Consider the following 16,247-nt stretch of genomic DNA (forward strand, 5'->3'; position numbering starts at 1 on the left):
GCGACGTGAACATTTTTCACAGGGGAGTCCCCTCAGAGCACCTGCCCGAAGGCTTGTACGAACTGCTCAATACGGATGTGCTCGGTGAGCATCTGAGGCAAGAGCAAGGACTCCAGCCAGTCTTCACAGAAATAAACGAAGAAGACTCGCCGGACATACTCGCCCGCCACGTGGCCGACGCCGTCCGGCGAGCCCTCGCCTCAACCAAGCCGGCGGATCGCGTCGCCCTCGCCAACGGGCTCCTCCAGGAACTGGACAGCCGAGATCGCATCGCACCGGGTCCGACCCAGCTCCAGTCTCTCCATCGCCCGAACAAGCTCAAAAGTCGCAATCTGCGCCGCCCCAACACCAAACTGAGTGATTCCGCTTTGTTGACTAACAGCAAGGACGAGCCTAACCTCGCGGCCGAGCTGAGGGCCGAGATGGAGTCCGCCAATACAGTCGACCTTCTCTGCGCCTTCGTGCGCTGGACCGGCCTCAGGCTCCTGGAGCCTGCCCTGGAGCAACTCAGGGAGCGCGGTGCCCAGCTTCGAGTCATCACCACCACTTATATGGGTGCCACCGAACGCCGCGCCATTGACGAGCTCATCAACCGGTACGGGGCCGAAGTCAAGATCAGCTACGAAACCCAGGCCACAAGGCTGCACGCCAAAGCCTGGCTGTTCCGCCGTAGTACCGGCTTCGACACCGCCTACGTCGGTAGCTCCAACCTAAGTCAAGCCGCACTACTCGATGGGCTGGAATGGAACGTCCGGCTCAGTTCCGTCGCCACCCCCGCCCTCCTGCAAAAGTTTGAGGTCACCTTCGACAGCTACTGGGAGCAGCGGGCTTTCCAGAGCTATGATCCGGAGCGTGATGGCGAAAAGCTGGACGCTGCGTTGGAACGGAACGGTGGCCGTCGCACAGCGGCGCCGGATGCAACTACTGGCCTTGAGGTCCAACCGTTCCTTCACCAGGAGGAGATGCTCGAGGACCTGGAAGCCGAGCGGCTCAAGGGCTTCAATCACAGCCTCCTGGTCGCGGCCACCGGGACCGGCAAGACTGTCATCGCCGCCCTGGACTACAAACGGCTGTCCGAAGGTGCCGGCCGCGACCTCAAACTAATCTTCGTCGCCCACCGGCAAGAAATCCTGAAGCAAGCGATGCGCACCTACCGCGACGTTATGCAGGACGGCGCCTTCGGTGAGCTCTACGTGGGGGACCACAAGCCGCAGGACTGGAAGCACATCTTCGCGTCGGTCCAGTCACTTTCCTCGCTCGGTATCGAGCAGCTGGAGCCTGACTTCTTTGACGTCGTCGTCATCGATGAGTTCCACCATGCCATGGCGCCCACCTATCGCCGCCTGCTGGACCATCTCAAACCTCAGCAGCTCCTCGGACTCACGGCGACCCCGGAACGGGGTGACGGCGTCGACGTTGCCAAGCAGTTCTTCGATGGACGGACAGCCAGTGAGCTCAGGCTCTGGGATGCCCTGGACGCCGACCTGCTGGTGCCGTTCCACTACTTCGGTGTCTCGGACGACGTCGACCTGAGCCAGTTGGAGTGGAAGCGCGGTAATTACGACATCGCCCAGCTGAGCGCCCTCTACACCGGTAACGACGCCCGCGCCGCAAAGGTGATCCGCGAGATCAGGGATAAGGTGACCAGCACGAACCAGATGCGGGCCATCGGCTTCTGTGTGTCGGTGCAGCACGCACACTACATGGCAGAGGTGTTCAACCGGGCCGGCATTGCGTCGGTCGCCGTCGACGGCACCACTGACAATGCCGACCGTGAGGAAGCCCTGCAGCGCCTGGGCCAGCGGGAGCTCAACTGCATCTTCGCCATCGACCTCTTCAATGAAGGACTGGACCTCCCCCAGGTGGACACCATCCTGCTGCTCCGGCCCACGCAGAGCGCCACGGTCTTCCTCCAGCAGCTGGGACGCGGGTTGCGCCGTGCAGAGGGCAAATCGGTGCTGACGGTCCTGGACTTCATCGGCCAGCAGCGCCGTGAGTTCCGCTTTGACCTGCGCTACCGTGCGCTGACCGGCTATGGCCGCAAGGACCTGGAGAAGGCGGTCGAGGACGAGTTCCCGTACCTGCCCTCCGGCTCGCAGATCGTGCTGGACCGGGTCGCGCAGAAGGTGGTCCTGGACAACATCAAGGCACAGCTGCGGGTCAACCGGGCGCAGCTGGTTCGGGACATCGCCTCATACGCCGAGACCGAGCTGCAGGCCTATCTGAAGCTGTCCGGGAATGACATCAAGACCATCTACCGTTCCACCAGGGACTCGTGGACCGGCTACCTCCGGCAGGCAGGGCTGATCGAGGGGCTTTCACCCTTGGAGACGGTGCTGCGGGGGAAGCTCGTGGAGCTGTCGGGCGCGGAGGAAAAGAAGCTGCTGGGCCGGATGGCCGCGCTGATCCACGTCGACGATCCGGAACGCGCCGCCGCCTATTCCATGCTGGTCGCTGCCGACGCGCCCCGCTATGCGGATCTGGGCATGCGCGAGCAGGCTTTTGCACGAATGCTCTTCTACACGCTGTGGGATGACGGCGGCGGATTCAGCACGTACGACGACGGCCTGGACCACCTGCGAGGCTACCAGTTTGTGTGCCGCGAGATCCGCCAGGTGGTCAAGCTGGGGGTGGCCGCATCGAAGCATGCAGCGAAGAGCCTTGGAGCAGGGCTGCAGCACATCCCGTTGCTGTCGCACGCCACCTACAGGCGCGAGGAGGTTCTGGCGGCGTTGCAGTACGGCTCGCTGGAAAATGGAAAGAACGTCCAGCACCGCGAAGGAGTTGCTTGGTGCCCGGTGACGTCCACGGACGCTTTCTTTGTCACCCTGAACAAGGACGACAAGAAGCACTCGGCGACCACGATGTACAAGGACTACGCCATCAGTCCCGAGCTGTTCCACTGGGAGTCGCAGAATGCGACGTCGTCCACCAGTCCGACGGGACGCCGGTATCTGGACCGGGCCTCGCATGATTCGAAGATCCTGATCTTCACAAGGGACACGGCGGACGATGAAACCGGGCTGACTGTTCCCTACACGTGCCTGGGACAGGTGGACTACCTCCAGCACACCGGCGAGAAACCTATTGCGATCACCTGGAAGCTGCATCGGCCGATGCCGGCGGATGTGTTTGCCATCGCGGCTGCGGTAGCCCAATAGGATCTGGTGCGAGGCAAAGTCCCCTGTCTAATTCCTCCGGTTGCCCAACTCCCAACCAATAATGTCCAGGGCGCGCAGAGGAGTGATTTTGGGCCCGGAAGCCAAAGCTGCAATTTCTTCCCAGTAGGTGAGCTGGCTCGCCAGGTCGTCCTGGACGGCCTTCAGCCACTTCAGCCGATAATCCGCTCGGCTCCTGCCATCCTCGAAAGAAACCGGAGCGCCTTCGCACTCGCTGTAGCAATATCCAATATTGTCGTCGAATAGGGGAATTAGGTTGGGACGCTTACGGTGAAGAACTTTGGACAGCGTGGTGAGCCGAACGTACTTAGCCGGGGTGGCTTCCAGTACTCCGAAAAGGCGCACGATAGCCTCCAAGGTGGCAGAATCGGCGTCGACCAGTTCGCCAACCATTGCTGGGTCCTGAAGCCGCTCGTTGATTGAGGGGGTAAGACTTTCCAGTCCGTAGTAAACGGGTATGGGGTTATTCGAGACGTTCAGCAAAACGACTGCTAGTAGATCCTGTGCCCCAACCAAATCATCCGCGGACCCAGGGTACCCGTCGTAGGCCGGATATGCGGACGTCCGTGGGCGTTCATGCAAGTAAGTCCAAGCCCAGCCCTTTGCCTCGTCAAATTCAACAGTTGCCCCGCCAACTCTGAGTGTCGTCATTGGGTTAGCTTATTAGGCCCAGCAGAGATACCGCGATCGGCGACTCTCGCTGTCAGTTCGTGCGTGCTATCGGTCAACCAAGTCATTTTATCGGTGCATTTGATGCTGAAAGGGAAGCGGATTTTGGAGCTCCAGAGTCAGTAGTTGTAGGTTTCACGAGAGAGGATCTGGGGAGGAAAAGTGGCGAAGGTTATTTCGAAGGAATCCGGATGGCGATGCCAGGCTTGCGGCAAGCCACTCACGGCAAAGCCGGTGTTGGGAAAGGTCATCGGGCATTCGGCCCGCAATGGCGGTTTGTGCCCTGGCTCTGGAAAAGCAGCCTCTAACCCTGCTATAAAGCGGAAGCCTAAAAAGCCGCAGGCACGTCGTAACGCAGTTGGGGATGGGACGACGGCTTCGAAGTCCAGACTCCGATTGCAGGCGCAGAAGTTGGCGGCTGAGAAGCGAGACCGTCCCGAGGTGCTACCCACCAAGAAAGCAACTGGAGGCCTCGCTGCCCCGAATGGCCGCGTGTCGCGCGAGGCGCACTGGTCGTTTTTTCAGGACAACCCACGACAGGACCTTGAAACCGATGCCGGGTGGCGTCGGGTCAGGTTGGGAACTTCGCAAGGGACAGGGCGACGACGATGACTCCGGCTCTAACTATGGCCGCAAATCGAGCGGCTTCAGCTCCGTTCCATCCTTGATCAGCCCAGCAAGTCGTCCTGCCGAGCCTGCCCGAGGGTCAGCCGATACTTCGCCAACCCATCAAGCATGTGCTTGGTCCGCGGCACATCCCTGCTCAGCGGGTGGTCCAGTAACCGGCGCTCGATTTGTGAGCTCCAGCATGAATCCTTTAAGGCATTGGATCCGAAGAGCCGTGAAGCATAGCCAATCTTCGGCAATCCTTGGCAAGTCTTGAGACGTACTCTTGCGGGCCTGGCATGTGGAGAATCATTCGTGGCTGCCTTCTCATGAAGGTCGGCCGCCAAACACTCGACGCGATCATGGAAACTCGGCTCTTGCCAAGTCCTGGAGAGCCGTCTCCATTCAACGCGTGAACCTCTGGGCTGGCGCGTAGATTTGCCGAAGTTGCTGTGCAGATGTCGGTTGCTACAAATATCCGGGGCGACTTCATGGCTTTATGCCCGGCCTGTTGCTCCTGCCCGGCTGCCTACACGCATGCAGGCTAGGGTCAACCTCCAAGTCCGGCTCTTTGCAGGGACTACGAGGTCGGTCCCCGGTTATAGCCCACTCTGTCCGGTATCATCGGGAATCGTGGCCCGCCGGGCCGACTGGGGGAGGACCAAGGTGACTGAGCCATGGCTGTCTGCTGAAGACATCGTCCCTAACCAAGCGGGGGACCAAAGTCACCGGCTTTCACCTGAATCGCCGGAATACACGCAAGAATGCACGCCTTGAAAGTCTCAAACTGGCGAGGTAGTCCGAGGCGACGAAGCGGTCCGCTTCCGAAGCCACTCCGTGGATTAAAGCGTCAAAGCCGCCCGTTCCGCCGTCATCGGTTGTCGGTGGCGTGCTATATCCTGACCCACTGCCCAAAAAAGAGGAAGGAGGCTCCTTGTCTGTGACCGATGACCAACGAGCGCGTTACGCGTTGTCGTTCACCAGCGGCGGCCTCTTGGCACGGGAGGGCGAGATGGTTGCCGAGGTGTATCTGACCACCCGTGACTGGAACGCAGCGAAAGTCCGCGTCATTGAGGCGAACCTACTGCAGGCTCGCACGTCATCGTCGAGTTCACGCATCACCCGCGAGGCTATCCAGCGGGTATCTGTGCTCAGCGACAGCGAACTTGAACTGCTCACTCAGGCAAGCAATACCGAGCTGCGACATCTTATGTGGGCTGCGGCCTGCCGTCGCTACGACTTCATCGGAGACTTCGCTGAAGAGGTTCTTCGTGAGCGCTTCCTGCTCATGACGCCCACGCTGAGCTTTCATGACTTCGAACGGTTCCTGACTGGCAAAGGCCTGTGGCACCCAGAACTCGATGAGCTGAAACCCTCAACCAGCCAGAAGCTCCGCCAGAACCTGTTCCGCATGCTCCATGAGGCCGGACTTCGAACGCCGGACGGAAAAATTGTCCCTGCGGTGCTCTCTGCCCGTGTTGCCGAAGCCCTAGCTCGCCGGGCTCCGAGCGACCTTCGGTTCTTTCCGGCGATGACGCCGATCACCCAGTCAAGAAATGACGTACAGCGATGAGAACAACCCAACGAGACCTCGTCGGTGATGAGAAGCGCGTTTACGACGTGCTGCGCAGCGAGCGATTTCTGAAGATGGAAGGCCTTTCCAAGGAAATCCCATTCTTCATCTATCACTTCCCGCCGTCCTGGGCACTGGACGTCGAAGACATGCGCGACCGCGTGCGGACGAAGCTTCAAACTGACGACGGCCTCAGCGTCGTGGAGATCAACCTTTACGACCTGGCCATCGACCTGCTTAAGGAACGCGGTGTCTGGGAACGCGTCCTTGCCTTGGAACCGACGATGAAGAAATCGGAGTTCCGCGAGGTGCTGCAGGGCATGCTCGACCCGCACGATCACCTCGCGCCCGCCATCCGGGCACGGCTCGATCCTCAGGTGAGCGAAATGGTTTTCCTCACCGGCATCGGCGAGGTGTTCCCCTTCATCCGCGCACACACGGTGCTGGAGAACCTGCAAAGCGTCGTGGTCGGCTGCCCGATGCTCGCCTGGTTCCCGGGCACCTACGAATTCACACGAACGGCTGGACATCAGCTTCGCGCCCTGAACCTCAGTGCGAGTGACAGCTACTACCGGGCCAAAGACATTCTGGAGCAGGAAGCATGAGCATCAGCACGATCAATGAGATCTTCGCCAAGCCGATTGACCGGGCGATCGAGGGCGTCATCAAGGCAGATGACACCTCGCACCTTGCCACGGAAGTTGAGGAGTACGTCCTCACGAACGAGGCGGCAAAAGGCGTGGAGCATGTGCTGGAGGCTTACACCGACTACACGAACGCGAATGGCGTATGGATCTCTGGCTTCTTCGGCTCCGGTAAGTCACACCTGCTGAAGATGCTCGCCCACCTGCTCGGCGACGTCGACGGCCATGATTACCCTCGCGCCGGGGTCTCGGAACAGTTCCGGGCCAAAGCCGACGGCGAGTTCCTTCCTGCTCTGATAGGAAAGGCGGACGGAATCAAGGCCAAGAGCCTCCTGTTCAACATCGACCAGAAGGCTACCTTGATCTCCAAGGACCAGAACGACGCTTTGCTCAAAGTGTTCGTGAAGGTTTTCGACGAGTCCCGTGGGTACTACGGCAATCAAGGCCACATCGCCCGGTTCGAACGCGATCTCGACTCCCGCGGCCAATACGGGGCGTTCAAGGATGCCTTTGAACGCCTGTCGGGGATTCCCTGGTCGCAGGGTCGCGAACAGTCGGCCCTGGAGGCCGGGAATATCGACAGGGCCTTCGCCGAGGTCAATGGCGCCGAGAGTCCCGGCATCATCCGGCAGTACAGCGCCAGTTATTCAGTCTCGATCGAGGACTTCGCGGACGAAGTCGCCGCCTGGCTGGGTCAGCAGCCCGAGCGGTACCGGCTGAACTTCTTCGTTGATGAGGTGGGCCAGTTCATCGGTACGAACACCCAGCTGATGCTGAACCTCCAGACCATCGCCGAGTCACTGGCCACCAAGTGCAAGGGCCGTGCGTGGATCTTCGTCACCTCACAGGAGGACATGGAGAAGGTCGGCGGGGACCGCACCAAGCAGCAGGCCAGTGATTTTTCCAAGATCCAGGCCCGTTTCAAGAATCGGTTCAAGCTCACCAGCCAGGACGTCGAAGAGGTCATCCGCAAGCGCCTGCTCGCCAAGACTGACAGCGCGACTCATGACGTCGCCGCGATTTATGGCACCGAGCATGCGAACTTCAAGACATTGTTCGACTTTGCTGAGGGACGCCACTACTCGAACTTCCGGGACGAGTCCCACTTCGTTGGTACCTACCCGTTCGTGAGCTACCAGTTCCCGCTGTTCCAGGCGGCGATCGAAGGCATCAGCGACCACGACATCTTCGAAGGCCGCAACAGCTCCGTCGGTGAGCGTTCGATGCTCGGCGTCGTGCAGCAGGTCGCGACCGCCATGGCGGGCAGGCCCTTGGGGGCATTGGCTTCTTTCGATCAGATGTTTGAGGGCATCCGAGCTTCGCTGAAGTCCGCCAATCAGCGGGCGATCAACGACGCCGAGCGCAGTCCTTCGCTGCCGCCGCTGGCAGTGAAGTTGCTCAAGGCCTTGTTCCTGGTCAAGTACGTGGAAACGTTCAAGGCCACTGCCAGGAACCTCACCGTGCTAGTCTACGACCGCTTTGGTGCGGATCTTGCCCAGTTGGGCAAAGACGTCAACGCAGCCTTGAATGCCCTGGAGGCCCAGACATACATCCAGCGCAATGGGGACCTGTACGACTACCTGACCAATGAAGAGCAGAAGATCGAACAGGAAATCAAGAGTGTCGACATCGACAACGCCGAGGTTTCCGGGAAGCTCAACAAGCTGCTTGCCGAGTCCGTGGTCAAGATGACCAAAACGGCCTACAAGAACGGGCAGAACTTTGCCTTCGGCCACAAGCTCGACGGCACGTCGTACGGCAAGCAGCACGAACTGTCTTTGCATTTCACCAGCCCGGAGACGGAGTTCAGCCTCGAACAGATCAAGTCGCACAGCGCCGGGCTCGATGAGTTGCGCATCGTTCTCCCACCCGAAACCAGCCGCATCTTGGCCGACCTCCGTCTGCTGCTGAAGACGGACAAGTACATCAAGCGTGCCCAAGGCGCGAGCCGCACGGCTATCGAGCAGACGATCCTGCAAGCGAAGGCGACTCAGAACGCGGAGCGTGAGAGGGAAATCGTCGAGCGCCTGCGTACCGCGGTTGGCAATTCCCGCCTGATTCACAACGCGGCCGAGCTTGACGTCGCGTCCGTTGATGCCCAGACCCGCATCATCGAGGGTTTCCAGCGGGTTATCGCGGCGACCTACACGAACCTCGGTATGCTGTGCGGCAAAGCCTTCGCCGAACAGAGCCTCAGCGGACTGGTGAATCCCCAAGAAGGCGCCCTGTTCGAGCAGACCGCAAACATTCTCGAAGTCCCGGGTGCGGATGTTCTCAGTCACCTGGAGTTGCGACGTAAGAGTCATGAGCAGGTCACAATGCGCCAACTCATTGACCGCTACTCGGCAAAGCCGTACGGATGGGATCAGTGGTCGATCGCTGCGGTGGTCGCCTTCCTGGCTGGGCAGTCGAAGATCGAGATCCAGCTCAATGGGAAAGTCCTGCACCGCACTGAAGTCACCGTTGGGCTGAAGAATACGCAGAGCTACTCGGCCATGGTTGTGGCACCGCAGCGCGTGTTCGACCCCAAGGTGGTGAACGCATTCCGTAAGTTCGTCGTTGAATTCACCGACGACGGCGGGATCACCAAGGATCCTCGGGAACTCGCACACGACGGCAGAGAACGCCTCGAAGGCAAGCTTGCCGAGCTGAAGACTTTCCGTACGGCTTCACCTTTCGCTTTTGTCGCCCAACTGGATGAGCCGATTCAGATGCTTGCCGAATTGTGCGACCACAAGTCGGACTGGTTCATCACGGAGTTCCATGACGCCGACGATCTCCTCGACGCGAAAGACCACGTGATCGACCCGATCAAGGCTTTCCTCAAGGGCAGTCAGCGAAGCATCTTCGAAAACGCCTTGGCGTTCGCACAGACCAACCAGTCGAACATCGCTTATCTGCCGACGGGTGCTGTCGATTCGGTCCTGCACGCGCTGCAGGATGTCCACATCTTCCGCGGCATGAAGACGCAGCAGCTCGGACAGGCAGTAAGCGAGCTGGAACGGCAGCTGCAGAATCTGATCGACGCGGAGAGGGCAAACGCCGCTCAAGAGATCAACGACTACTGGCGACAGGTGCCGGGAAGCCGAGCCTACGCAGAAGCGTCGGAGAGGGCCCAAAAATCGGTGACGCGCCAGGCACAGTCGGCTCTCGACCAGGTGCAGCACGAGACGCAGATCCCGGCCATCAGGAACCTCGCATCCCAGTTCGCCGACACGATCTACCCGGCCATGCTCGACGAACTTGAGGCCGCCAAACCAACCCCGGTTCCGAACGTTTCGCCGGATCCGCAGCAAAGCTCTCACGAAACACCGGCGCCTGACCCTGCGCCAGCGCCGGTCAAGCAGACGGTCTCCATCAAGAAGCTCGCACTGCCGGGCGCAGGCCAGGTTCTCAAGAGCCAGGACGACGTCGACGCGTACTTGGACAAGCTCCGCGCGGTCCTCCTCGCCGCCATTAACGACAACAAGCGCATCACGCTCTAAGGCGGAAGAGAACCTTATGGATACCAAACCACTGGAGCGCTTCGCGGCTCAGGCCCGCCGAGAGCTCCTCACCGCCGTTGAAGCGCAGTCATCTGTTGTTCTTGCAGCTGGCTCGGTGGCACGTAGCGAGCGCGGGGAGACGGTGAATCGGCTCGAAGCCGAGATCGCGAAGCACAGTCGGAAGCATGTCATCGACAAGGTCGCCTACACCTGGTTCAACCGTCTGATCGCCTTGCGGTACATGGACATCCATGGCTACACCAGCGCCGGCGTCGTCTCACCCGCGCAAGGCCATGAACACGGCCAGCCTGAGATCCTCGCAGATGCCAAGAGCGGTCACCTCGACAGCGAAGTCATCACACCCGGCGCTCAAGAAGCGATTGTGGGGCTCCTTGATGGCACACGCCGCAGCACGGACGCCGAGGGGGAGGCTTACGCACTGCTCCTGACTGAGTACTGCCGCTATTGGAACAAGGCTATGCCCTTCATGTTTGAGCGGGAAGGCGACTACACCGAACTGCTGGTCCCCGCGGGACTCCTCGCGGATGGTGGAATTCTGTCGCGTGCGCGAGCGGTGCTGACCAAAGATGTTTGCGAAGACGTTGAGGTTATCGGCTGGTTGTACCAGTTCTACATCTCGGAGCGGAAAGATGAGGTGTTCGCCGGATTCGGCCAGAGCAAGAAGGCCGGAGCGGACGAGATTCCTGCGGCCACTCAGCTCTTCACCCCGCATTGGATCGTCCGGTACTTGCTCGAGAATTCGCTCGGGCGCTTGTGGATGCTCAACCGCCCCGAGTCGCGCACCGTCGACCAAATGGACTACTACATCGCGCCGGTGGACGAAGAGACAGACTTCTTCAAGATCAGCGGACCTGAAGACCTGACGGTGATCGACCCGGCCTGCGGCTCCGGCCACATGCTCACCTACGCCTTCGATCTTCTCTACGCAATTTACGAAGAAGAGGGCTACGCGCCGTCCGAAATCCCGAGCCTGATCCTCAACCACAACCTGCATGGCACCGAGATCGATCCCCGTGCCGGGGCGCTTGCTGCATTCGCTCTCACCATGAAGGCGCGGGCAAAGGACCGCCGGTTCTTCAAAAAGGACGTTGAGCCGAAGATCTGTGTGATCGCGCCGATCTTGTTCGAGCCTGATGAGCTGGACTTCCTTGTCACTAGGAGTGGTGATCGCCTGGCAGAGGAGACATTCTGGAACCAATTCCGCGACGCCGACACGCTAGGTTCGCTGATACAGCCAGAGCTCGATGCGATGAAGCACGCTGCGGTGGTTTTGTCGACGCTCGAGGGCGGGCTCTTCCACGGGCAGACCCTCGACCGTGCGCGTCAGGCAGTTCGCCAGGCGGAGGCGCTGAGCCGGCGCTACTCTGTGGTGACGGCGAACCCGCCGTACATGGGTTCGAAGAACATGGATGCACGGCTCGTCCAATTTGCCAAGTCCGAGTTCCCAGAGTCGAAGGCAGATCTCTTCGCGATGTTCATCGATCGATGTCTCGCGCTTACAGAACACCACGGCACCACTGCCATGATCACGATGCAATCGTGGATGTTCATTTCGTCCTATGAAGGGCTGCGGCATCGGATCGTTCGAACCAGTCCTCCCGCCTCGATGGTGCATCTCGGGGAGCGGGCTTTCGATTCGATCAGTGGTGCAGTTGTATCGACCACGGCCTTCGTGCTTGCGCCTGGTCGTAACACCGATCGTGAAGCGCCGTTCATCCGAGTCGTCACCGGTCAGAACGAGGCGGCGAAGCAGTCTGGTTTGAAGGAGGCAGTTCGCAACGCAGATTGTGAGTGGAGGTTCACTGCATCCTCCGAGGACTTCGCCCAAGTACCTGGTTCGCCGATCGCTTACTGGCTCTCGGATGCGATGCGCGCCGCTTTTGCGCAGGGACGTCCGCTGGCGGAAACGGCTGAACCGAGGAAGGGTCTTGGCCCAGGTGACTCGCCAAGATTCCTGCGTTACTGGTGGGAAATTTCTGGAGCACGCGTTGAGCGAAGCGTGGCGGACGAAAGTGAATCCGCGATACCTGGGGTGCGTTGGTTTCCCTTCAACAAGGGAGGCGAGTATAGGAAGTGGTGGGGGAACCAGGAACATGTCGTTGACTGGAAAGACCACGGAGCGGCCGTCAAACAGGTCTTGGGTGCGCGGCCCCAGAATACTAGGTTCTACTTTCGGCCGACTGTGTCGTGGTCGAAGATCAGTTCCGGTGAGCCTGCATTCCGCTATTACCCGAAAGGTTGGATGTTCAGCGATGCCGGTCTTGGACTGTATGGGGAAGATACGCGAGCAAACCACCACGGGCTTCTTGCATTCTTGAACTCTTCGGTTGCGCTCAACTTGCTTGGCGCAATTTCCCCCACTCTCAATTTCGAAGCGGGTTCGATGGCCCTGCTGCCTGTACTTCCGGAATTGATGTCGGAACAAATTGACAACCTGGCTGAATCGCTTCTGTCGGCAGCGCGGGATGATTGGAACGAAATTGAGATCTCGTGGGACTACGACTGCCCTTCGTGGTTGGAGGGCCCCTTTGGGAGGGGACCCCTTCGAGAACGACACGTCGTGTGGTCGGCGAAACGGGCAAAGCTTGCCCGCGAACAACAGGCCCGGGAGACTGAGAACAATCGCATCGTCGCGAAGGCATATGGCCTGCAGGAGCAAGTCCCAGTCGAGGTGCCATTGCATCGTGTCTCCTTGATTCGAAACGTCGAGTTCCGCTATGGTCCCGGCAAGGCTGCGGCTGAATATGGGGTGCTGGAACGGGCAGATCTTGCCGCGGAGCTGGTTTCCTACGCGGTTGGCTGCATGCTCGGCCGCTTCAGCCTCGACGAACCAGGACTGATTCTCGCCAATCAGGGTGCGACGCTCCAGGACTATCTCGCGAAGGTGCCCTCACCCACGTTCATGCCGGACGCTGACAACGTCATCCCGATTGTTGATGATGGATGGTTTGAGGACGACATCGTCGAGAAGTTCCGGCAGTTCCTGCGGTCCGCCTTCGGGGCGAAGCAGTTCGAGGAGAACCTGCACTTCGTGGAAGAGTCGCTGGGCGTCAAATCGATCCGTGACTACTTCATCGCCAAGTCGAACCCGTCTGCGAAAACGCCTGCGAAGTCGAGGTTTTACGAGGATCATGTCCAGCGCTACAAGAAACGCCCGATTTACTGGATGTTCTCCTCACCCAAGGGCTCCTTCAATGCCCTGATCAACATGCACCGCTATACCCCGTCGACGGTCTCAACGGTGCTCAATGAGTACCTGCGGGAGTACCGCACGAAACTCGAGGTCGCACTCCAGCGGGCTGAAGAAGCAGCAGCAGGCGGCGCCTCGGCAAGGGAACAAAAGGAGGCCGACGGGTTGCGCAAGGTGCTTGCCGAACTTCGGGACTACGAGCACGATGTCCTCTACCCTCTCGACATCCAGAAATTGGACATCGACCTCGATGACGGTGTCCTGGTCAATTATCTGCGCCTCGGCCCCGCAGTCAGGGATTTTGGGCTGGAGAAAGACCGCACAAAGGTTGAGAGCTGGACCTGGCCTAAGAACCGCCTGGAGCCGAGGAATTGAGCAAGTCGTCATCGATTCAGGACCATCTCCGCGAGCGGTTCGCGGATTACCGCATCATCGTGTGGCACGACCCGGATGGCAGTTACAGGACTGACCTCCAGAGCTACGTGCCGGACGGCGTTACCGTTATACAGATCGCGAACAACGAGTTCGCGATTAAGCACCGCGTACTGCGCGAGGACACCACAACGCAGTTCCTGCTCTACCGTTCGGGTCCAGGAGCTGAGGGACCAGGAAACTGGTTGCTCGACGTCGAGCTTGCATACGGGCCGGTGTTCACCGCTGACCGCCGTGCGCTCATACGCGCCGAACTTGGCGTGGACGACCCCGCGGTGGATGCTCTAATTGCTGAGCACACCTCCTTCTTCGCAGACCCCAAGCTGGTCGGAAATCTGAAGGAGCTGCTCTTTCCAAGCGACGATCTCGTGATGGTTCGGGCGAAGATGTGTGCTGTTGTGATCGGGCAAAAAGAACACAGCCTCTCGGAACTGACACGCACTCTTCTGATCGAGCAGGCGAAGGGAATCTCTTCGGGGTATGCGGCTGTGGCCAAAAACGGGCTCGCTGAGTTCCATTGGGACGGGGCCGAGCGCATTTATGGCTACAGTTCCAAGGCTCCGACAATTCAGGGCTTTGTTCTGTGGATGTTCCAACAGGCCCGCGCTGGCTTCGACGTGACCTCCTCGAACGCGGCGCGCAATCTAGCCATCGATTTCCGTAGCTTCCGGGACTCAAAGCGCAGCGCGAGTGCGATCAAGGCTTTGGCCGGCAAAGCGGAGCAAGACCTCGGATATCAAGAGCACATCGCCGAGATCGAGTGGACCTCGCTCAAGGAGGCGGACATCTTCGAGGCGGACGAACGAGAGGTCATCCGTCGTCTGGTCGACGGCGTTGTCAACCAGACGATGCCACACCGCGAGACCCTCGAGACGATTACCACCCGCCGTCGAGACAGCTTCTGGTTCGAGGACTACACCACCGTCTACGAGGCGCTGGCTGCGGCCGCCGAACTTCTCCCAACGATCCGCGCAGCACGCTTGGACTTCAACAGCTTCGATGAAGGCCTGACACGGTACCGGGACGAGTTGTTCCGGGCCGACCAGCTCTACCGTCAGTTTACGCATGCGTATCAGACGGCGGAATTTAAACAGCCGCTGCATGACTTGGCCGAGCGGGTCGAAGCCGCCTACGTTACCAACTTCCTTGCGCCGCTCGGCATGAGCTGGCAGCAGCAGGTCGACATGGTGGATCGGTGGGGTACCCACGCTCGTGACGTGACAGCACAGTCGTCCTTCTATTGGAATTACATAGCGAAGCTCACCAAGAGCGGGACTAAGAAAGCCGTCGTGGTGATCTCCGATGCGATGCGGTACGAGGTCGGCAAGGAACTGGAATCGAAGATCCTCGGCCTGGACAAGTTCGATGCGAAGACCGATGCCATGCTCGGTGTGCTGCCCAGCTACACCCAGCTTGGCATGGCAGCGCTCCTGCCGCACAAGACGCTGGCTCACTCGCCGGATGGCGACCCGGTCCTGGTTGACGGCATAAAATCTGATGGCTCCGCAAACCGTAACTCGATCTTGGGCGCCGTCGGAGGGGCCGCGATCCAGGCCAAGGATTATGTCGAAATGAAGCCCGGCGAACGGCGCGAGCTGTACTCCTCGCACCAGGTCCTCTACGTCTACCACGATACGATTGACGCCACGGGCGACAATGCGAAGTCTGAGCACCGTACCTTCGCCGCGGCTGCCGAGGCGCTGGATCAATTGGTGGACATCGTCAAGAAGCTCGCCAGTGCGAACGCAACGAACATCTTTGTCACCGCTGACCACGGCTTCCTGTATCAGCGCTCCAAGCTCGCACCGCAGTTCAACCTGACGGTCAAGCCACAGGGCGATCAGATCGTAGCCGAGAAGCGACGATACGCCCTGGGCCGTGGCCTCAAAGAGAACGCCGCATTCCGGACTTTCCAGCCCGAGCAGCTCGGGCTATCCGGCGACCTTGAAGTGCAGATTCCGAACTCGATCCATCGGATCGTCAAACCCGGCGCGGGTTTCCAGTTCGTCCATGGGGGCGCCTCCCTCCAGGAGATCGTGGTGCCGGTTGTCGTGATCAAGAAGGGACGCTCCACCACGGTCGAGCCGGTCAATGTCGACATCCATCCGGAGTCGGACAAGATCACCACCGGCCAGATCGTCGTCAAGCTGTACCAGTCGATGCAGGTCGAGCCGCAGCGCACTGCGCGGCGGCTGCGGGCCGGCCTCTACTTCGGTGAGCAGCTGATCTCCAACGAACAGGAGACGGTGTTCGACTCCGAGAGCCCCGAGGGACGGGACCGGTTCCAGAGCGTGCGGCTTCTGCTGAGCAAGGACGCGGACGCGGCGAACAACCAGGGCGTCGAGTTCCGCCTTATGGAACCCATCGAGGGCACGGACCAGTGGAAGAAGTACAAGAGCGTTCCGTACACGATCAAGCGTTCCTTCACGACGGATTTCGACTTCTAAG

7 protein-coding genes are annotated in these 16,247 nt (G+C 60.0%); 6 read left to right on the top strand and 1 reads right to left on the bottom strand.

What is annotated here, in order from left to right; genetic code table 11:
- Positions 1–41 precede the first annotated feature (41 nt).
- On the top strand, positions 42–3,161 hold the full coding sequence (locus ACFWIX_RS05760) for a DUF3427 domain-containing protein (protein WP_377215506.1): 3,120 nt from the start codon (positions 42–44) through the stop codon (positions 3,159–3,161).
- Positions 3,162–3,188: 27 nt separating this feature from the next.
- Here the strand turns inward: ACFWIX_RS05760 and ACFWIX_RS05765 are convergent, their stop codons facing one another.
- Complete coding sequence (locus tag ACFWIX_RS05765) at positions 3,189–3,830, bottom strand: DUF6308 family protein (protein ID WP_377215157.1); 642 nt, start codon at positions 3,828–3,830, stop codon at positions 3,189–3,191.
- A gap of 1,564 nt (positions 3,831–5,394) precedes the next feature.
- Here ACFWIX_RS05765 and ACFWIX_RS05770 point away from each other — a divergent pair.
- The 5 genes from ACFWIX_RS05770 to pglZ are packed head-to-tail and all read left to right on the top strand — an operon-like array spanning position 5,395 to position 16,246.
- Positions 5,395–6,027 carry a DUF1819 family protein gene (locus tag ACFWIX_RS05770; protein WP_377215158.1) on the top strand — a complete coding sequence of 211 codons (633 nt, stop codon included), beginning with the start codon at positions 5,395–5,397 and terminating at the stop codon, positions 6,025–6,027.
- Entirely contained in the window at positions 6,024–6,632 is a 609-nt protein-coding gene (locus ACFWIX_RS05775; RefSeq protein ID WP_377215159.1) for a DUF1788 domain-containing protein, read from the top strand. Before ACFWIX_RS05770 ends, ACFWIX_RS05775 begins: the two co-directional genes overlap by 4 nt.
- The gene (brxC, locus tag ACFWIX_RS05780; protein WP_377215160.1) at positions 6,629–10,156 is read left to right on the top strand and encodes a BREX system P-loop protein BrxC; all 3,528 of its coding nucleotides are present in this window, start codon (positions 6,629–6,631) and stop codon (positions 10,154–10,156) included. The genes ACFWIX_RS05775 and brxC overlap by 4 nt, the downstream gene beginning before the upstream one ends.
- Before the next feature lie 16 nt (positions 10,157–10,172).
- A complete protein-coding gene (pglX, locus tag ACFWIX_RS05785) occupies positions 10,173–13,742 on the top strand; it encodes a BREX-1 system adenine-specific DNA-methyltransferase PglX (protein ID WP_377215161.1) in 3,570 nt (1,189 codons plus the stop codon).
- Entirely contained in the window at positions 13,739–16,246 is a 2,508-nt protein-coding gene (pglZ, locus tag ACFWIX_RS05790) for a BREX-1 system phosphatase PglZ type A (RefSeq protein WP_377215162.1), read from the top strand. The genes pglX and pglZ overlap by 4 nt, the downstream gene beginning before the upstream one ends.
- Position 16,247 lies beyond the last annotated feature (1 nt).

Origin of the sequence: Pseudarthrobacter sp. NPDC058362, from assembly GCF_042723515.1 — a bacterium.
Classification (GTDB): Bacteria; Actinomycetota; Actinomycetes; order Actinomycetales; family Micrococcaceae; genus Arthrobacter.

Bases quoted from the DNA above. Each gene is read 5' to 3' on its own strand.
- ACFWIX_RS05765 (WP_377215157.1), bottom strand. From the start codon at position 3,830: ATGACGACACTCAGAGTTGGCGGGGCAACTGTTGAATTTGACGAGGCA.
- ACFWIX_RS05775 (WP_377215159.1), top strand. From the start codon at position 6,024: ATGAGAACAACCCAACGAGACCTCGTCGGTGATGAGAAGCGCGTTTAC.
- brxC (WP_377215160.1), top strand. From the start codon at position 6,629: ATGAGCATCAGCACGATCAATGAGATCTTCGCCAAGCCGATTGACCGG.
- pglX (WP_377215161.1), top strand. From the start codon at position 10,173: ATGGATACCAAACCACTGGAGCGCTTCGCGGCTCAGGCCCGCCGAGAG.